The organism is Apilactobacillus ozensis DSM 23829 = JCM 17196 (assembly GCF_001435995.1).
In the GTDB taxonomy this organism is placed as follows: Bacteria; Bacillota; Bacilli; order Lactobacillales; family Lactobacillaceae; genus Apilactobacillus; species Apilactobacillus ozensis.
On record NZ_AYYQ01000001.1, the window covers coordinates 39,304 to 57,767 of the forward strand.

Sequence of the window (18,464 nt, forward strand, 5' to 3'; positions counted from 1 at the left end):
AAACCATGAGTGAAAAATTAAACACTTTAAGAGCGGGTGTTTTAGGCTCAAACGATGGTATATTGACGGTTGTCGGAGTCTTATTTTCAGTCGCTGTAGCAACTCCTAATATCTTTACAATTTTTATTGCTGGTTTATCAGATTTATTAGCTTGTGCTTTTTCAATGGCATCGGGAGAATATGCGTCTGTTAGTTCACAAAGGGACGCTGAAAGTTCAGCTGTTAACAATGAACAAGTATTGTTAAAAAATAATATTGAAGAAGAAATCCAATCAGTTAAAAAATATTATATGAATCGTGGTATTTCTGAAGCAACTTCAACTGAAATTGCTCGAGAATTGCTAAACAAAAAGCCTTTAGAAACTGTGGTTAACACTAAATATGGTATCCAATTAGGTCATTATATGAATCCATGGCACGCTGCCTTTTCTTCTCTAATTTCAGCTGCTGCTGGTGGAATTTTTCCACTACTAGCAATGAGCTTGATTCCAGGAATATATCGTTGGCCTGGAACCATTGGTGCCGTAATTTTATCAGTAGCTTTAACTGGATATTTAAGTGCTAAGCTAGGCGACGGATTAGTTAAAACTGCCGTAGTTAGAAATATTATCATCGGTATCTTAACTATGATTATTCACTACACTTTAGGAAAATTAATGAATCAATTTTAAAAAAAGCGTCATGCCTAGGCATGATGCTTTTTAATTTATTAGTCTAAAATTTTGAGCATACATTAAAGCTACAAACATAACAAAAACATCAACTAGTAGAAAGACAATTAGAAAAATAATCATCTGATTTTTATACGAATTAAACCATTGTGTAAAAACCTTTTCACCATATGGCCAGAATTTAACGTTGATTTTATATGTCATAAATTTAACATATGCAAAAACAATTTCAGCAATTAAAAGAAAAATTAATGCATAGCTATTTGCTATTTCAGGGAAAAATAGACTTAGAACTGCATAAGTTAGGATAAAAGCTAACAAAAACATCGCAACTTTATCAAAAAATTGTAGTTGTAATCTGCTTTTATCATTTTGTAGATATACTAATAAGCTCTCTTTCAAAGGCTTATGTAGTTTATGCGCTTTTAAAAATAAATCGACCAGTGCAATCAATCCAACGAACAAAATAAGGTAAAGTAAAATTAAATATATAATAATATTATCCCCTCCTAATATATTAATTATATCAAAGAAATAAGGCATGCATTCAAAATGCATGCCTTATTTTATACTTTTATTATTTTACCAAGTTTTTTTCAAAAAATTTCACTACAACATTAAAATACAAATCAGTCATATTATAAAAAGTTTCCAAGTCAACGTATTCATTAGCTTGATGAGCAGTGGTGTTACCGGGCCCAACAATCACTATATCTAAATTAGGATTATTTCTTCTAAATTCGGAAGCATCAGTTCCCAATGAAACGCCCACTTGTGGTAACGGCATAGCCTCGCCTAAAGTTAATTTCGCTTCGTTTTGAAAAATTTCAACGATGTCAGTATTATTGTGACATTTTACCGGACATTCATTATATTCAACTTTAAGTGATAAATTTACGCCTGGTTGCTGATTTAAACGATTAATAATTGCCTGCAAACGTTCAATTAATTCTTCGTTTGGCAATTGTGGAATTGTTCTAACTTTTACCTGAAGATATGCTTTGTCAGGAATACTATTAACTTGTTTGCCACCGCGAATAATATCTGGTGCATATACTGTATAGCCCAAATCTTCATCATATTCAGTTAGAGAATTATAAAATACCTTTTCTGCCAAATAATATTTAACTAAATTATCAATTGCATTGATTCCCATGCTGGGCATTGATGAATGTGCCGCTTTACCAGTTGACGTAACCGTATAAGTCATCCAACCTTTATGAGCAGTGATGATAAAGTGTTGTTCATCAAACACATTCAAATCACTTTTAGCAAGCAAAGTTTGTTTAAGTTCCGAATTGATTTTAACGCCATCACTATTTACGTATTCTTTTAAACTATCAGTTGATACACCCGTTGGTTCAGCAATGATCAAACTTTTTAAATCGTCACCATATCCGAGGTCTGATAAATATTTAGCACCTTCCTCAGTTAACTCTTCTGAAATAGTAAGCAATAAACGCACATTCCCATTAAATTTATCCATCGAAAGCTCAATAAAAGCTATTATTAAATCAACCACGCCAGCTTTCATATCACTAGTACCACGACCATATAATTTTCCATCTTGTTCTACAAGTTCAAATGGATCAGTTTTCCAACTGTCAACATCACCTTCACTAACTATATCCATGTGACCGCTTAATCCTAATACTGGACCATCGTTGTTAATGATTTCGGCAACTAAATTAGAACGTTTAGGAGCTTGCTTTATGATTGAGGAGGAAATACCGTAAGATGATAGCAACTCTTTAACGTAAATAGCAACTGTTTCTTCGTAGTTATTCACCGTATTGATTTTAACTAGATCTCTAAGTATTTGTAATTTTTCATTCTTTTTCATATAAATCCTCCTCAAGATTTAAGCATTCTAAAAATAACATTAAAATTAAAATATTATTAAATTTAAATGATATTATATGTGGTAATTAGAATTTTATCAACAGCAAATTAAAAAGCATTCTTTTAGAAAATAAAAAGAATGCTTTAAATGTGTTTATTTTTCCAGTTATGAGCTATTACTACTGAAGTAATTGGAATTGATATTATTACTCCAATTAAGGAAAATAAAATAATAATAAATTCAGCATTAAATACTTTATCGTTTAAAATATTACCGAAAGAATAATTTAAACCAAAAAACCAAATAAAAAGTGCCAGCATCCCACCAAATAACCCAAAGAATAATGTGTTCAATGTGGTTCCAATGATTTGCTTACCAATAAAGAAACCATCAAAAAGTAGTCGCTTACTACTTATATCTGGATGCTGTTCTTTGATTTCACCTAATCCAGAGGCAATTGCCATAGTTGCTTCAGCAATGGCTCCTAATGTACTTAGTACCGCCGTTGCAATGGATATTTTTACAAAATTAATTCCTATCATCAAAGACATACCTTCTAAGTCATCACTATCTTCTAATCCAAAACCTTGTACTTGTGACCAATATTCAATTGGAATAATTAATATTACTAAAATACATAGGACTAACAATGAAGAATAAAAAGCTAATTTGCCAGTTTCATCGTTAACACCGCTCAAAAAGATAGTTAGTGACAATAAAATTGTTCCAACTACTAACGTAACGAATAGTGGTGAGAGATGAAAAGATATTAAAACAATCGATAAAAATAAGAACCCAAAATTTAACAGTAAGCTTATGAAGGAATTAAAGCCCTGCCAACCACCTACTAAAACCATTAATATAAGTAAAATAATCCCTAATAGTGCGATTGAACTCATTTATTGCCACCTTCTTTAATAAAAATACTTGTTAATAAACTAGAAACCGGTACCGCTAACACTATTCCAATTGCACTAATCAAGCTTTGCACCATTCCTAATGACATATTCATAGAAAAAGAGTATCCCCAACTATTTCCATTTTTTAAAAATAAAATTGCCATCGGTAGAGTCTCACCCATAAAAATAAAGAATAATACATTTACCAAGGGTCCCATAATAGACTTACCAATGTTTTGGCCCGATTTGAAAATCTGCTTTTTAGATATTTGTGGGTGCTCATTTTTTAGAGTAAACAGCGAGGATATTATATCAGTAGATTCGTCCATGACTGCTCCTAGAGATCCAATTAGGGTTCCTGCTAAAAATAAGGGCCTTGGTGATTGCGTAACGTATTGCATAGATTCATAAAAAATACCTTTTTCGTGCGTAACGGAAAAAACAGCCAATCCAATTAATACCGAAGCAAATGTACAGGCCAAAGTAGAGCATAATGTGATCCACATTTGACGACTAAAGCCTAAAATCATCGTTAAAGTTACGGTGGAAAAAACTATTGCTAATATGCTGAATATAATTACTACTCCAGCACCATTTCCGTGGTTATTTAGCAATAAAGCTAAAATAAACAACAATGTATTAACAACTATACTGCCAATTGCAGTAATTCCGCTCATTTTCAAAAATATAACCATTAAACTAATTGCTAGAAATAATACAAACACAATTGGAACGTCACGTTTATAGTCTTTAATTGTAACGTTTAAATTAGGATTTTTATGAATAATAACAAATGCTTGCTGACCTTTTTTGTATTTTTTATCCATAGCTTGAGAATCACTATAACTATTATTAATGGTTACTTTTTTGTTTTTATATTTTCCATTTAAAACGGTTCCCACTAATTTCTGATTATAACTGGTATCTTCATTTTGAAAAGAATCAGTTATTTTATTTTTATGTAATAATTGGGCACTATCAATTCGAACAATTGGTTGTCGATATAGGAAAGCATCATTTTTAACAAATAGCATTAAAAATATCCCCAATAATAAAAATAAGAAAATTAATTTTAAAGGAATTTTATCAATTATTTTTTTCATTTATTTTAATCATCTCATCATTGTATTTATTTACTTGATTTTAACATATGTTAACGCTTTTATTTTAACTAAAAAATTTATTTATCACATGAAAAAAGCCCCGCCACCATGCAGATTATTTGACATAGTAGGTCGATTTTTGTAATAATTGTTTCTGTTTGTTTTTTAAATATTTATCAAAGGAGGATTTTATGAGCACAAAAATTAACGTTAATAACTTAACCAAAATATTTGGTCGTCATGCCGGACGTGCCAAAGAAATGCTAAAAGAAGGCAAATCAAAAGCCGAAATTTTAGAAAAAACCGGTAGTACTGTTGGTGTGAACAAAGCTAATTTTACTGTGAACGATAATGAAATATTCGTAATTATGGGATTATCAGGTAGTGGTAAATCAACATTAATTAGAATGCTTAATCGTCTAATTGAACCTACCGATGGTGAAATCTTATTAGACGGTAAAAATATTACCGATTTAGATAAAAAAGGATTGCGAGAAATTAGAAGAAAGAAATTGAGTATGGTGTTCCAAAACTTTGCTCTATTCCCTAACCGAACAATTCTAGAAAACACAGCATACGGACTTGAAATTCAAGGTGTCGATAAAAAAACACGTGAAGAAAAAGCTCACGAATCACTAGAATTAGTTGGTTTACATGGATATGATAACCGTTTCCCAGATCAATTATCAGGTGGAATGCAACAACGTGTTGGTTTAGCACGTGCATTAGCTAATGACCCTGAAATTCTTTTGATGGATGAGGCCTTTTCAGCACTAGATCCTTTGAATCGTAAAGAAATGCAAGATGAACTATTAGAATTGCAAGCTCATTTGCATAAAACTATTATTTTTATTTCACATGATTTAAACGAAGCTTTACGTATCGGTGACCGCATTATGATTATGCGTGACGGTAACATCGTACAAACTGGTAAACCGGAAGACATTTTACAAAAACCTAAAAATGAATATGTTGAAAAATTCATTGAAGATGTGGATCGTACCAAGATTCTTACCGCTAGTCGTGTAATGATTAGACCAAATGCCATCAATATTGAAAAAGACGGTCCGCGTAGTATTCTAAGACAAATGCGTAGCAACGAAATTTCTAGTGCTTACGTGGTTGATTCTGAACATGACTTTAAAGGACTTGTCGATGCTGATAACATTAATAAATTAATTGAAAAAGGTGAACGTGACATTACTAGTGTTATCAACACCAATGTGCCAACAATTCACCCAGACACGCCAATTAATGATTTCTTAAACCAAATCTCAACTTCTCCTGTCCCATTTGCGGTCGTTGATAAAAATAACCGCTTATTAGGTATTATCATTAGAAGCTCTATTCTTGAAGCAATTTCTGGAAACGAGGTGCAAGATAATGTTTAATTTTATGACTATGAACGTTCCAACAATTCCGTTAGCAAAATGGATTAATGCTTTTGTTAACTGGTTAACTCAATTTAATGGCTTTTTCAATGCTATAACTAACTTTATTGGTGCTATCGTAAATGCTTTTCAATGGTTCTTCGATTTGCTGCCCATCTGGTTATTCATTATTTTAGTATTAGGTGTAACCTACTGGGCACTACGTAAAAGTAAGCACTGGGGATTAATGGTTTTTGAATTAGTTGGACTATTATTGATTCAAAATCAAGGTTACTGGCGTGATATGACTCAAACGTTAACCCTAGTGCTAACTTCTAGTCTAATCATTGTAGTGATTGGAATTCCTTTGGGAATCTGGATGGCCAAAAGTCGTACCGTTAATTTAATTCTTAAACCAATTCTAGACTTTATGCAAACTATGCCAGCCTTTGTTTACTTAATTCCAGCAGTAGCACTATTTGGAATCGGAATGGTACCGGGAGTTATTGCATCAGTTATTTTTGCTCTACCTCCAGTTGTTAGAATGACTAACTTAGGGATTAAACAGGTTCCAGAAGATTTAATTGAAGCTTCTGACTCTTTTGGTTCAACTGGTTGGCAAAAACTTATCAAAGTTCAATTGCCACTGGCTAAAACTACTTTGATGTCTGGAGTTAATCAAGGAATGATGCTCACCCTATCAATGGTTGTTATTGCTTCAATGATTGGTGCTATGGGATTAGGTTCACAAGTATACTTTGCGGTTGGTCGAAATGATGCTGGTTCTGGTTTTGCTGCCGGAATTTCAATCGTTATTTTAGCAATCATCCTTGACCGAATTACGCAAGCTTTCAACAAATCAAAACGCGATAATATTAAATAAGAGAGGAGAATTATATGTACAAAAAAATAAAATTTATTGCAGCCGCTTTGTCAGTGATTCTTCTTGCTTCAACATTATCAGCTTGTAGTAGCAGCAAACCAGCTGCCTACAATCCTAAAGAAAAATTAGGAAAACAAATTAACTATACAATTACTGGTATTGATGCCGGAGCCGGAATTATGGCTTCCACTCAAAAAGCATTGAACACATACGACTTACGTCAAAACAAATGGCAATTACAAACTAGTTCTACCGCGGCTATGACTAGTACTTTAGATAAAGCCATCAAATACAAACAACCCATCGTAGTTACTGGTTGGCAACCACATTGGATGTTTACTAAGTTTCCAATTAAATTTTTAAAAGACCCTAAGAATGTATATGGTAAAGCTGAACAAATTCACACCATTGCAAGAAAAGGTCTAAGTAAAGATGCTCCCGGGGCATATCAAATCATGAAACAATTCCATTGGACTCCTGAGCAAATGTCTCAAGTAATGTTAAAGACTAATGCCGGAGTTGATCCTAAAAAAGCAGCTAGTGATTTCATTAAACAAAATCCAAAACTAGTCGCTGAATGGACTAGAGGTGCTGCTAAAGGTAATGGTAAAGCAATTAAATTAACTTATGTAGCATGGGATTCTGAAATTGCTTCCACTAATGTTTTAGCTCAAGTACTGGATAGCATGGGTTACAAAACAACCATTCAAGCAATGGAAATGCAACCAATGTGGATTTCAGTCGCAACTAATAAAGCTGACGCCACTTTATCAGCATGGTTACCTAATACTGCTGGTATTTATTATAAGCAATACAAAGATAAAGTTGATGATGTTGGGGTAAACTTGAACGGTGCTAAAGTTGGACTTGCTGTTCCAAAATATATGAAAAACATTAATTCAATTGAAGATTTACTTAAAAAATAATCTAATAAGACAATTCACTGTACTTGTGAATTGTCTTTTATTATATTATCATTAAAAAAATGTATGAATTTCTAATAAATTGTAGGTGAATAGTTTGGATAAAATAAACGAACAAGAATTAAAAATTGATTTTTATAAAGCTGTTAATGGTGAATGGGAAAAGAAAGCTGTTATTCCTAACGACCATGCTTCAACTGGTGGCTTTATGGATTTAGTGGATAATATTGAAAAAACACTAATGAAAGACTTTGCGGATTTAAAAGCTGGTCAAATTAAGCCTGAAAATAGTGAAATGGTGGAATTTAAAAAATATTATGACTTAGCTACTGACTTCGATAAAAAAGAAGCTGACGGTGTCAAACCACTATTATCAATTCTAAAACGAGTTGAATCAATCAAATCTTTTGCCGATTTAAACGAAGAGTTTGGAGACTGGACTCTATCTGGCTTGCCTACCCCAATTGATTTTGGTGTCGAAGCTGATATGAAACAAGCCGAAATGAATGTTTTATATGTTGATGGTGGTCCCCTATTCTTACCTGACCGTAGCTATTATGATAAAGATAATCAACAAGGTGTAATGTTGATGAATGTCTTTAAAAATATGAGTGTTAAGCTTTTAAAAATGGTAGGATATAATGACGCTCAAGCTAATAATATTTGGCAAGCAGCTGAACGATTTGACCGTTCTATAGCTCCATATGTTTTAACCGCTGAACAAAAAGCTGATATTGAAAACATCTATAATCCAATGAATTTCGATGATATTGCCGATAAAAGCAATGTTATTGACTTAAAACATGCTATTAAATCATTAATTGGACAAGTTCCTGATGAAGCCATCGTTACTGAACCCAAATTCTTGGATAATTTAGACAAAATTGTTAATGATGATACTTTCAATGATATGAAAAACTGGATGTTAGTCAGAACTGTCAATTCATTTAGCAATTCATTAAATGAAGAATATCGACAAACAAGTGGTGAATTTTCAAGAGCTCTATCAGGTCGTAAAGAGGCCCAAAGTAAGGAAAAAGCGGCTTATAATTTTGCTGCTAATGTTTTTAGCCAGGTAGTTGGCGATTATTACGGTAAAAAATACTTTGGTGAAAAAGCTAAACAAGACGTTTATAACATGGTTGTGAAAATGATTGGCGTTTATGAAAAACGTCTTCAAAATAACGATTGGTTAAGTGAAAGCACTAAAGAAAAAGCCATTATTAAGTTAAAAGCTTTAGGTATTCATGTTGGATATCCAGATAAAATCAATCCATTATTTTCTAAATTTAAGGTAACTACAAAAGAAGATGGCGGCACCTTATTTGAAAACACTGAGAAAATAAATCGACTAATTGCTGAAGATAACATGAACAAATGGCATAAACCAGTTGATCGTAGCTTATGGGGAATGAGTGCTAATATGGTTAACGCTTATTACTCGCCTACTGAAAATCAAATTGTTTTCCCAGCAGCTATTCTACAAGCACCTTTCTATAGTTTAAAACAATCTTCTAGCGAAAACTTCGGTGGTATTGGTGCTGTAATGGCACATGAAATTTCCCATGCCTTTGATAATAATGGTTCCAATTTCGATGAACATGGTAATTTAGCTAATTGGTGGACCAAGGAAGATCACGAATACTTTGGTAAATTAGCCGAAAACATGATTAAAGAATTTGACGGTATCGAATTTGCTGGACAAAAGGTAAATGGTAAATTGACTGTTTCTGAAAACATTGCCGATGCAGGTGGTTTAAGCTGTGCCGAAGAAGCAGCTAAGGGTGAAGATGATTGTAATCTACGTGAATTCTTCATCAACTGGGCACGTATTTGGCGTAATAAGTCTACTGAACAAATCAAGCAGTTACTCCTTTCTATCGATGTCCATGCTCCATCGGAACTAAGAGCCACTGTACAAGTTAAAAACTTAGATGACTTTTACACTACGTTTAATGTAACTGAAAAAGATAAGATGTACTTAAAACCAGCTGACCGTGTACAAATTTGGTAATAAATGTAAAAAGACCTGAGAAAATTAATCCTCAGGTCTTTTTGTTTTACTATGCTTTTTTAGTATTTTTTAAAAGTAGTGCCATGCCTAAGCCTACAAATTCTAATATGAAAAATACGATAAACACAGTATGAAATCCACTCTTTTGCGCTAAGTAATAAGATAATCCACTCGCTGCTTTAAAATTAGTAACATTAGTATAAATTAGCGTGGCTACTAATACACCAGTAGAGCCTAAAATCTGGCGAAAAGTCGTAATAAAGGCGGTCCCATGTGAAATTAAATCTTTATCCAAAGAATTAGCCCCCATGGTAACTGCTGGCATCATAACAAATGCATTCCCACCTTCAATGATTGCCGCAATTATCATCATTGGTAATAATTGAATTGTATTATGACCTAAAATAACTAGCAGTAACCAGCCTAATAAAATCATTAGCATCCCAGTCAACATAACTTTTTTAAAACCCCATTTATCAGCTAATTTACCTGTAAATGGATTTAAGATACTTAGGAAAATAGCTCCCGGTGCTAATGCCAATCCGGACATTGATTTTGAAACACCTAGAACTTCTTGATAGTACAATGGAAAAATAATGGTCACTACAATCAATGAAATGTAGGATGCTGCTGTTAACCCAACTGACAAATCGTAATTAAAATTTTTCAAAACTGACAGATTTAATAACGGTGTCGATAAATTTAATTGTCGTCTGATGAACCATATAATTGCGATTAAACTAATTCCTGAAATACCAAGAGTTGAAAATAAATTAATATTGTTTTTACCGATCATATTTACAACATATAAAATACCAATAAATCCAAATGACAATATAACTGAAAACAAATCTAAATGACTAGGCTGTTTGGGCATAATACTTTTAATTGTAAAAATAGCTAAGATAAATAAAATCGAAATAACGACCATAAAGAAAACAAATAATCCCCGCCAGGTCGTAAAATGTAATACAATAGCTGAAATAATCGGTCCTGAAGCTAAAGCTGAACCCATTACTAAACCGGCAAAACCCATAACACTACCGCGTTTTTCTTTAGGTGTTATATATAGCATTACTGATTGGTAGGACGGAAATAAGATTCCAACTGAAATGGCCTCCATTGCTCGTCCTAACATCATGGTTGGAAAATTGGGTGCAATGACTACAATCAATGTTCCTAAATCAAATAAAGCTAAGATAAACAAAAATAAGTACTTAAATTTAACGTTATTCAATAACCATGGACTAACCGGCATCATAATACACATAATCAACATAAAACCAGTTGTTAACCACTGAACCGTACTAGCATCAATTTTGAAATAATTCATCAAAGTTGGATACGCTGTGGAAATCGAAGACTGGCTAATTGACATTGTAAAACTGCCTAATAATAACACCGTTATAAATAACTTGGCGTTCAAACCACTAAGTTTATTTTTCAAAAAACCGCCCCTTAATTATAATCTTTACAAACTAATAATTAATTTAATTTTATTACGGTAATTCAAATATGTAAAATAATAAAGCCCACAAATAATGTGGACTTTATTATTAATTATTATCAAAAAGGAAGCGACTGGTAAGTCGGTCAACCACTGGATTACTATGTAATCGGCTATGTTGAGCGTTATTACCATTAATTTGAATTTCTCGATAACTTTGAGCTTTATTGTGCACTAAATACTGCAAGGAACGTGCTGATGGAATCGATACATATCCATCTGAATTAGGCATTTTACTATAATTTCCATAAATATTTAATACCTGAACGCCTTTAGGAAAATCATTACACTCTTTTAATAATTCACTGTAAGCTGGATACCACTTATTTGAAAGATTTTCATACTGAGGCTTTCCATAATCATTAATAATCACATTTGAATGTGGACGATCATTAATTCCGATAACCCCATTATATGGTCCCGCAATTGAAATAAACTTTTGCAGCTGTGGCATGTCGCTATCGTAGCCATATAAAGCAGTTGTTTGTAACACTGATACGCAACCAGCAGAATGTGCAACCGCATTATAATTATCATAATGATATTTCTGTTTTAAATTAATCAATACATTATGTAGCCACTCTACTTGCTTAGCAACAGGTGCATCGTTATTTTTAAAATCAATTTGAATTAGTGGATTTTTCATGTGTTTATCTAAATGTCCCTCATAGCTTAAATCACCGTTTTTAGCAATGTGAACAATTAGCGCTTTAGTTCCACCATCACGACTAGCAACAGTTACTAAATGGTTCGTTGATTTTAAAGATCCATTCAATCCGTGTACATAAATTGTGGGTGTTCCAATTCCATTTTTGATACCGTTTTTTATCATTTTATCACTACGAAAAGCAAAAAATATAGCAAAAATTCCAACTATAACTGTTAAAATACATAAAATTAAATTGGTTCTCGCTGTCTTACTCACAAAAAATCCCCCTTGTATTTACATATTAATGATACTAAAGATTTAAAAAAATTACACTAATTCTAATGGTTATTAATAAATTAGCAATATAATAAGAATTGTAGTAGATTAGAATACAGGGAACTTATTAATAATGTTTCACTCAATGCAATAAAGGAGAATTATCTTGATTACACTAAAATCACCTAGAGAAATTGAAATGATGGCTAAATCAGGTGCTGTTTTAGCCGGTGTTCATAAAGAATTACAAAAGATTATTAAACCAGGTCTAGATACTTGGAAAATTGAAGAATTAGCTAATAAATACATTACTGAACATGGTGCCCGTCCTTCTGAAAAAGGTTTTGATGGCTATAAATTCGGTACTTGTATCTCTATTAACGATGAAGTTGCCCACGGAATTCCACGTAAAGGCCTATTATTAAAGGAAGGCGATGTCTTAAAAGTCGACATGACCGTTAATAAAGATGGTTTTGAAAGTGATTCATGTTGGACATACGCTGTCGGTAAAATTTCTGATGAAAATAAAAAATTAATGCAAGTATGTCATGATGCTTTATATCGCGGAATTGATCAAGCTGTAATCGGTAACCGCCTAGGTGACATTGGTTTTGCTTGCCAAGACTACATCGAAAACCAAAATCACATGGGTGATGTTCGTGAACTAATTGGTCACGGTATTCAACCAACCATGCATGAACAACCAAATGTCCCTGCTTATGGTGAAAAAGGTCAAGGTATGCGTCTACGTGAAGGTATGACAATTACCATCGAACCAATGGTCAACCTAGGAACTTGGGAAATTACTGACCGCTATGATAAAAAAGATGATTGGACATATTATGTTTCAGCTGATGGTACTAACTCAGCTCAATATGAACATACCATTGCTATTACTAAAGATGGTCCTAAAATCTTAACATCACAAGATCACGTTGCTGATGCTAAATACATGCTATGAACTAAAAAAGTGCTGGTTATAATAATAACCAACACTTTTTTATGTTATTAATCTTTTTCAATGATTCCTTCTTGATTGGAATCTTTTTTATTTTTTCGTTTAATGATTGGTACACGACGATATTTTACAGTTTCATCCTTAGTAATCATTTTAAAGACTGACATTAAAATTAATAAACAGACAAACATCAGTGGGAACCCAGCAATCGTACAGAAGGTTTGAACTGTTTCAAATCCACCAACTAAAACTAAACTGAATGAGAAGATAATAAAGATGAATACCCAAGTCATTCGGTTTAATCGACTAGGTTCTTGACCTTGTTTTAATCTTAAACTAGTAAATGAAGATAAAACAAAGGCCGATGAAGAAATGGTAGTAGCTAAGAAAATAAAACAAGAAACACAATAAATTGCAAACATAATAAATTTCATTGGTAATGTTGAAATAACTGCAGAAATAACTTCAGCTTGACCTTGTGTATTTAAAATATGCACTAAATCAACCGTTCCTGTTTTTTGCAGCCATAGTGAATATCCACCCAAAATGGCATAAAAACTCATACAACCTAAAGCTCCATAAGTAAGCATCCCCACTAGCACTTGTCTAATGGTACGACCACGAGAAATTCTAGCAATAAACAATCCCATAAACGGCATGTATGACAACCACCATCCCCAATAGAAAATTGTTTGTTGTTGCGCAATTCCCGGATGGCCATTTGGCACCGTATTTAAACTCATAGGAATAAATTTTTGAATCATTAATCCAAAACTATTAGTTTCAGAATTTAAAATGTAAACAGTTGGTCCTATCAACAATACAATTGCTAGGAAAATAATGGCGGTCCAAATGTGTGCATTACTCAATTTATCAATTCCACCATTCAGTCCACGAAAGACTGTAACTGAAAAGATAACAAATAATATTGCAAATAATTCAACTTTTAACATTAAATTATCGGGTATTCCGGTCAATGAACTTAAAACATTTGAGATAACTGGAATTTCCATTCCAACAGATGCTCCAACCCCACCCATAATACCAAAAACGACTAAAATGTTAACAACTTGTTTAGCTGTCTTTTTCCACATTTCATCACCATCTAAAATAGTGATGGCATCACTTAATGATTGAATTTGACGATGCTTGTTGTACATCATGTATCCAATCGCAATTGTAGGCGCCCCGAACATTAACCATGCCATAGGACCCCAATTAAACTGACCATACATATGCGCCAAATTATAGGCAGATTCAGAAAAAGGCTTAACTCCACCGGTTGGATGCTGAACATATCTTAATGGATCAACCATACTTAACATTAAAATACTTGCATCAATTGCTGTAGCAAAAACCATGCTACCCCACTGGAAGTTACTATATGTAGGTTTATCTTCCTTTTTGCCTAGTCTGATGTTTCCGTACTTACTAAATATAATGTAGATAAAAAATACAAAATTAATTGCATACACCCACATATATCCCCAACCCATTTGAGTGGTAATCCAATTTAAAATTGAATTAAGCACTCCTTGTAAGGAATGGCCTCCAACCATTAGTAAACCAGAAACTATGATAAATAATACTACAGTAGGAATAAAGACGAGCTTGTCAATATTTTTACTTTTTAAAATAATAATCCTCCTCAGAATATTAAAAACTTTATACACAAAAAGCTATACAAATAGGATCGTAATAACGAGCCATCTGTATAGCTTTTTTAAGGTCATACAAATGCTAAAATTCAATAACTTTTAGATTTCAACTATTATTATACACATATAAAAAAATATGTAAAATGCTAAAAAGCCCAGAAATCAACATTTATAACTATTAATCGATTGTTTTTATAACTTTGGCTGGATTACCTACAATTACTAAATTATCGCCGAATGACTTCGTAACTACTGAACCAGCCCCTACTACAACATTATTTCCTAAAGTAACGCCTGGTAAGACAGTGACATGGCCACCCATCCAACAATTATCACCAATTGTGATTGGTTTACCTAGTTCCACATCAGCTAATCTTTGTTTAGGGTCAATTGGATGCACTGGTGTATATAATCCAACATCAGGTCCAAAATAACAATGATTACCAATTGTTATTGGACAAGTATCCAATAAAGTCAAATGATAATTAGCATAGAATTCGTCGCCTACGTGAATGTTATATCCATAGTCGAACTCGACCCCAGTTTCAACAAATAAGTCTTTTCCACAATCACCGAATAGTTGGGCTAGGTGTTCGCTAACTTTACTATTATCATCATAGTTATTAACTTTTTTTAGCTCTTGGCGAATGTATTTTCTTCTAGCTTGCAACTCGGGGTCAAATTGTTGATATGGTTCACCCTTAGTCATTTTTTCTCTTTCTGTTGACATAGAAATAAAAACACTTCCTTGATTTATTTATATCTAGTATATCATTTATTTCAAAAGACCAATTTTACGTAAGTTATCTTTTATGCTTTCAACCGAGGCCGAATCTTTATTTTCTACAATGTTATTTTGAGAATCAATGCTATTTTTAGAATCATTAATATTCATATTATCCATTGTTTGATTTAACAAATTATCAACAAAGTTATTTCCTTCGTTATTTGCATGTCCCTTAGTCCAAACAAAGTTAACATTAGTAAATACACTCAATAACAAATCTAATTGCTTAAACAAGGCTAAATTTTTAATCTCAGCCCCATTGCTTTTTTTCCATCCTCTTTTTTTCCAACCATTTAACCAGCCTTTAGTAATTGCATCTAATACATATTTAGAATCTAAAACACATTTTATTTTACTGTAATTATATTTTTTAGATTTTAAGAAAGCTAATGCCTTCACTAATGCCATTATTTCCATTCGATTGTTGGTTGCCCCAAATTCCCCTGCGGAATTAGCATATCGATGATTACCGTGTAAAATTAAATATGCCCAAGCCGCTTTATCATCACTTTTGACATGTTGTCCAGCAACATTCCCATTGTTTCTTGAACCCCCATCAGTATAAACAGTAAGCTCATAATCTGTACTTGATTGAACTGGCTTATTTTTATCTACACTGTTAATATTTTTTTTTCCAGACTTACCTATAAAATCTTCAGCTTCTCCCAAAGTCTTAAAACTCTTATATATAGCACCCGAAAAACCTTTTACCTGTGATTCAGTTTCAGGCCATGTTGTAAAAACACCAGTTTTGCGGCCGCTTTTCACTGCATAAAATTTTTTACTAGCCATAAAAATTAAACTCCTTAAGAAATAAATAAAAAAAGACTCAGTAATTACTGAGTCTTAAAAAATTATTTAGCTGGTTTTGACTTCAAAAATCTTTGTAAGTCAGAAACTTCTTTTTGTTTTTTGTTACGTTTTTTGGCGTTGATAGGACGACGTCCTTGAACACCGTTTGGATGACATTGTCTCATTTCGATTACTCCTTTACATAACTTAACTCTAGTCATTATAATACAAAATCGACTACTAACGCAAATTACTTTTAATCACTATTATTATATATATAATGGATAAAAATGCAAGTCCATGTTAATATATTATTAAAAATTGATTAGAAGGTGCTAATTATGGTAAATAAATATCCGCAAGCATTAACTATTGCTGGATCTGATAGTGACGGAAGTGCTGGAATGCAAGCTGATCTACATACCTTTTTTGCTAGAAAAGTATATGGAATGTCAGTTATAACCGCATGTGTTGCCGGTAACTCTTATGGAATCCACGATAGTGTGAATATGCCAGAACATTTCATCAATCAAGAATTTAAAGATTTAGACGACGATTTTGAAATTAAAGCATCTAAAACTGGTATGCTATCAGATACCAAGCTTATTAATATAGTAGTTGATAATTACAATAAGTATAACTTTGGACCATTAATAGTGGACCCCGTGATTGTCACCAAGCATGGTGCAATGCTCTTAGAAACGGATGCTTTTGAAACTTTGAAAGAAAAATTAGTACCCTTGGCTACTGTAATTACACCTAATTTTTACGAAGCCGAGAAATTAGCTAACATGAAAATTAATGATGATCAAGATATTGAAAAAGCTGCTCAAATTTTACGTAAAATGGGTGCTAAAAATGTCATCATAAAGGGAAAACATGTTTCTGGTAAAACTAAAGAGGTTAAAGACTATGTTTTATTAGAATCTGGCGAAGATTTTTGGATCACCGGACCTTATTATAATACAACTCACAAAAATGGCACTGGAGATTCTTTATCTGCCGCCATTACAGCAGAAATTGCTAAAGGTAAATCAGTAAAAGAAGCCATTATTGTTGCCGATGAATTTGTGGATGCTGCCATCAAAAATGGCATCGAAGTTGGACATAAATTTGGACCAATTAATCATTGGGCGGCTGAAAAAATTAAATAAGCTCAATTAAAAATAAGCTGTATCTATAATGGATACAGCTTATTTTTTTACCACTTATCTGGACTCCATGTCCTACCGTCTAATTCATCTTGAAGTTGTTGAATTCGCTTATCTTGTTCACGAACTAAAAATTTAGTTCGCTCTAAAATTGAACGCGTTGTAAAGCTAACTTCATCTAATTTAAGTTTATCAACTTCTTTGTCAAACCAGCTCTTATCAGTCATTATTCATCCTCTTTTTCTTTTATCATCGATAATTCCCAATTAAGTTCATCTAGTTTATCATAGTTGCTTTGTATTTGGTCAAGCAGCATGTCCATGCCAGCTTTCTTATCTTCACTTATGTGTTCACGAATCAACTGCAGTTGTTCTAAATACCATAACTGCTCACTTTTGAAACTATTTAAATGACTATTGGTTAAATAACTACGATATCTAACTAATAATTTTACTTTGCCATGTTCAGTTAAATAATTAAACTGCGATATAGAAAAAATGGGTAAAAATTTCATACCCGCTTTATGTGCTAAAGCATGGTATGGTTTCATAATTTCATCAATCGTAAAGGCTTCATCACCGCCATCATGATAATGATGAATAGGTTCACCTAACGTTGTAACTATCCCTAACTCTTTTCCGTCCAAACAACCGTATTCATCTTTATAGGTAAAATTACGCGTAAGAACATCGTCTTGATATTTCTTAAGGATTGCTGGAGCGCTGTACCAATATAATGGAAACTGAAATATTATTCGCTCATATTTAATTAAACGTTTTTGCTCTTTTTTAACATCAAAATCATAATTCGGATACTCACGATCTAACACTAATAAGTCAACACTATCAATATCTTTTTGACAGGATTTTAAGAATGCTTGAGTCATCGAATTGTCATACTTGGGATGTGCTATGATTACTAAAGTTTTCATTCGATATCTCCTTTTAGGATTTTATAATCCGTTATCACCAATTCTAAAT

19 protein-coding genes are annotated in these 18,464 nt (G+C 32.7%); 7 read left to right on the forward strand and 12 right to left on the reverse strand.

Annotated elements, in window-relative coordinates:
* The first annotated feature begins 5 nt into the window (after positions 1 to 5).
* Entirely contained in the window at positions 6 to 671 is a 666-nt protein-coding gene (locus FD06_RS00205) for a VIT1/CCC1 transporter family protein (RefSeq protein ID WP_056965571.1), read from the forward strand.
* 30 nt (positions 672 to 701) lie between these two features.
* Here the strand turns inward: FD06_RS00205 and FD06_RS07630 are convergent, their stop codons facing one another.
* The 4 genes from FD06_RS07630 to FD06_RS00225 all read right to left on the reverse strand — a co-directional run bounded on the left by FD06_RS07630 (position 702) and on the right by FD06_RS00225 (position 4,447).
* Complete coding sequence (locus FD06_RS07630; protein ID WP_056965515.1) at positions 702 to 1,229, reverse strand: hypothetical protein; 528 nt, start codon at positions 1,227 to 1,229, stop codon at positions 702 to 704.
* A gap of 19 nt (positions 1,230 to 1,248) precedes the next feature.
* Positions 1,249 to 2,514 carry a M20/M25/M40 family metallo-hydrolase gene (locus FD06_RS00215; RefSeq protein ID WP_056965516.1) on the reverse strand — a complete coding sequence of 422 codons (1,266 nt, stop codon included), beginning with the start codon at positions 2,512 to 2,514 and terminating at the stop codon, positions 1,249 to 1,251.
* A 143-nt stretch (positions 2,515 to 2,657) separates the two neighbouring features.
* Positions 2,658 to 3,413 (reverse strand): YibE/F family protein, encoded by a 756-nt coding sequence (locus FD06_RS00220; RefSeq protein WP_054657301.1) that lies wholly within the window; start codon positions 3,411 to 3,413, stop codon positions 2,658 to 2,660.
* Entirely contained in the window at positions 3,410 to 4,447 is a 1,038-nt protein-coding gene (locus FD06_RS00225; protein ID WP_237757204.1) for a YibE/F family protein, read from the reverse strand. Before FD06_RS00225 ends, FD06_RS00220 begins: the two co-directional genes overlap by 4 nt.
* A 260-nt stretch (positions 4,448 to 4,707) precedes the next feature.
* Between FD06_RS00225 and FD06_RS00230 the strand changes: the two genes are divergently transcribed.
* From FD06_RS00230 to FD06_RS00245, 4 genes are all read left to right on the forward strand, one after another.
* Complete coding sequence (locus FD06_RS00230; RefSeq protein ID WP_056965518.1) at positions 4,708 to 5,907, forward strand: quaternary amine ABC transporter ATP-binding protein; 1,200 nt, start codon at positions 4,708 to 4,710, stop codon at positions 5,905 to 5,907.
* A gap of 10 nt (positions 5,908 to 5,917) precedes the next feature.
* A complete protein-coding gene (locus FD06_RS00235) occupies positions 5,918 to 6,769 on the forward strand; it encodes an ABC transporter permease (RefSeq protein WP_420834739.1) in 852 nt (283 codons plus the stop codon).
* Between the two features lie 14 nt (positions 6,770 to 6,783).
* Positions 6,784 to 7,695 carry a glycine betaine ABC transporter substrate-binding protein gene (locus FD06_RS00240; protein WP_054657303.1) on the forward strand — a complete coding sequence of 304 codons (912 nt, stop codon included), beginning with the start codon at positions 6,784 to 6,786 and terminating at the stop codon, positions 7,693 to 7,695.
* A gap of 94 nt (positions 7,696 to 7,789) precedes the next feature.
* Positions 7,790 to 9,706 carry a M13 family metallopeptidase gene (locus tag FD06_RS00245; protein WP_476726726.1) on the forward strand — a complete coding sequence of 639 codons (1,917 nt, stop codon included), beginning with the start codon at positions 7,790 to 7,792 and terminating at the stop codon, positions 9,704 to 9,706.
* A 49-nt stretch (positions 9,707 to 9,755) separates the two neighbouring features.
* Here the strand turns inward: FD06_RS00245 and FD06_RS00250 are convergent, their stop codons facing one another.
* Entirely contained in the window at positions 9,756 to 11,153 is a 1,398-nt protein-coding gene (locus FD06_RS00250) for an MFS transporter (RefSeq protein WP_237757205.1), read from the reverse strand.
* A gap of 109 nt (positions 11,154 to 11,262) precedes the next feature.
* Complete coding sequence (locus FD06_RS00255; RefSeq protein WP_056965520.1) at positions 11,263 to 12,138, reverse strand: alpha/beta hydrolase; 876 nt, start codon at positions 12,136 to 12,138, stop codon at positions 11,263 to 11,265.
* Positions 12,139 to 12,304: 166 nt separating this feature from the next.
* Here FD06_RS00255 and map point away from each other — a divergent pair, with 166 nt between their 5' ends.
* The gene (map, locus tag FD06_RS00260) at positions 12,305 to 13,099 is read left to right on the forward strand and encodes a type I methionyl aminopeptidase (RefSeq protein WP_056965521.1); all 795 of its coding nucleotides are present in this window, start codon (positions 12,305 to 12,307) and stop codon (positions 13,097 to 13,099) included.
* Between the two features lie 47 nt (positions 13,100 to 13,146).
* Here the strand turns inward: map and FD06_RS00265 are convergent, their stop codons facing one another.
* The 4 genes from FD06_RS00265 to FD06_RS07760 form a co-directional block, all read right to left on the reverse strand.
* Positions 13,147 to 14,697 (reverse strand): BCCT family transporter, encoded by a 1,551-nt coding sequence (locus tag FD06_RS00265; RefSeq protein ID WP_082605229.1) that lies wholly within the window; start codon positions 14,695 to 14,697, stop codon positions 13,147 to 13,149.
* Between the two features lie 235 nt (positions 14,698 to 14,932).
* Positions 14,933 to 15,484, reverse strand: a complete 552-nt coding sequence (locus tag FD06_RS00270) for a sugar O-acetyltransferase (RefSeq protein WP_056965522.1) — start codon at positions 15,482 to 15,484, stop codon at positions 14,933 to 14,935.
* A gap of 45 nt (positions 15,485 to 15,529) precedes the next feature.
* Complete coding sequence (locus FD06_RS00275) at positions 15,530 to 16,333, reverse strand: ribonuclease H family protein (protein WP_082605222.1); 804 nt, start codon at positions 16,331 to 16,333, stop codon at positions 15,530 to 15,532.
* A 62-nt stretch (positions 16,334 to 16,395) separates the two neighbouring features.
* Entirely contained in the window at positions 16,396 to 16,518 is a 123-nt protein-coding gene (locus FD06_RS07760) for a hypothetical protein (protein ID WP_269147720.1), read from the reverse strand.
* Positions 16,519 to 16,674: 156 nt separating this feature from the next.
* Between FD06_RS07760 and thiD the strand changes: the two genes are divergently transcribed.
* Positions 16,675 to 17,487 (forward strand): bifunctional hydroxymethylpyrimidine kinase/phosphomethylpyrimidine kinase, encoded by an 813-nt coding sequence (gene thiD / locus FD06_RS00280; protein WP_056965523.1) that lies wholly within the window; start codon positions 16,675 to 16,677, stop codon positions 17,485 to 17,487.
* A gap of 47 nt (positions 17,488 to 17,534) precedes the next feature.
* On the opposite strand, the gene FD06_RS07690 is transcribed toward thiD, so the two are convergent.
* Together FD06_RS07690 and FD06_RS00285 are read right to left on the reverse strand one after the other, a co-directional pair.
* The gene (locus tag FD06_RS07690) at positions 17,535 to 17,711 is read right to left on the reverse strand and encodes a hypothetical protein (protein ID WP_170207769.1); all 177 of its coding nucleotides are present in this window, start codon (positions 17,709 to 17,711) and stop codon (positions 17,535 to 17,537) included.
* Complete coding sequence (locus FD06_RS00285) at positions 17,711 to 18,415, reverse strand: NAD(P)H-dependent oxidoreductase (protein WP_056965524.1); 705 nt, start codon at positions 18,413 to 18,415, stop codon at positions 17,711 to 17,713. Before FD06_RS00285 ends, FD06_RS07690 begins: the two co-directional genes overlap by 1 nt.
* Positions 18,416 to 18,464: the final 49 nt, after the last annotated feature.

What these genes read in the sequence shown, in the direction of transcription:
- FD06_RS00240 (WP_054657303.1), top strand. Translation starts at nt 6,784, where the DNA reads ATGTACAAAAAAATAAAATTTATTGCAGCCGCTTTGTCAGTGATTCTT.
- FD06_RS00215 (WP_056965516.1), bottom strand. Translation starts at nt 2,514, where the DNA reads ATGAAAAAGAATGAAAAATTACAAATACTTAGAGATCTAGTTAAAATC.
- FD06_RS00270 (WP_056965522.1), bottom strand. Translation starts at nt 15,484, where the DNA reads ATGTCAACAGAAAGAGAAAAAATGACTAAGGGTGAACCATATCAACAA.
- FD06_RS00225 (WP_237757204.1), bottom strand. Translation starts at nt 4,447, where the DNA reads ATGCTATTTGTTAAAAATGATGCTTTCCTATATCGACAACCAATTGTT.
- FD06_RS00235 (WP_420834739.1), top strand. Translation starts at nt 5,918, where the DNA reads ATGAACGTTCCAACAATTCCGTTAGCAAAATGGATTAATGCTTTTGTT.
- FD06_RS07760 (WP_269147720.1), bottom strand. Translation starts at nt 16,518, where the DNA reads ATGAGACAATGTCATCCAAACGGTGTTCAAGGACGTCGTCCTATCAAC.
- FD06_RS00285 (WP_056965524.1), bottom strand. Translation starts at nt 18,415, where the DNA reads ATGAAAACTTTAGTAATCATAGCACATCCCAAGTATGACAATTCGATG.
- FD06_RS00205 (WP_056965571.1), top strand. Translation starts at nt 6, where the DNA reads ATGAGTGAAAAATTAAACACTTTAAGAGCGGGTGTTTTAGGCTCAAAC.
- FD06_RS00230 (WP_056965518.1), top strand. Translation starts at nt 4,708, where the DNA reads ATGAGCACAAAAATTAACGTTAATAACTTAACCAAAATATTTGGTCGT.
- FD06_RS07630 (WP_056965515.1), bottom strand. Translation starts at nt 1,229, where the DNA reads ATGCATTTTGAATGCATGCCTTATTTCTTTGATATAATTAATATATTA.
- FD06_RS07690 (WP_170207769.1), bottom strand. Translation starts at nt 17,711, where the DNA reads ATGACTGATAAGAGCTGGTTTGACAAAGAAGTTGATAAACTTAAATTA.
- FD06_RS00275 (WP_082605222.1), bottom strand. Translation starts at nt 16,333, where the DNA reads ATGGCTAGTAAAAAATTTTATGCAGTGAAAAGCGGCCGCAAAACTGGT.
- FD06_RS00220 (WP_054657301.1), bottom strand. Translation starts at nt 3,413, where the DNA reads ATGAGTTCAATCGCACTATTAGGGATTATTTTACTTATATTAATGGTT.
- thiD (WP_056965523.1), top strand. Translation starts at nt 16,675, where the DNA reads ATGGTAAATAAATATCCGCAAGCATTAACTATTGCTGGATCTGATAGT.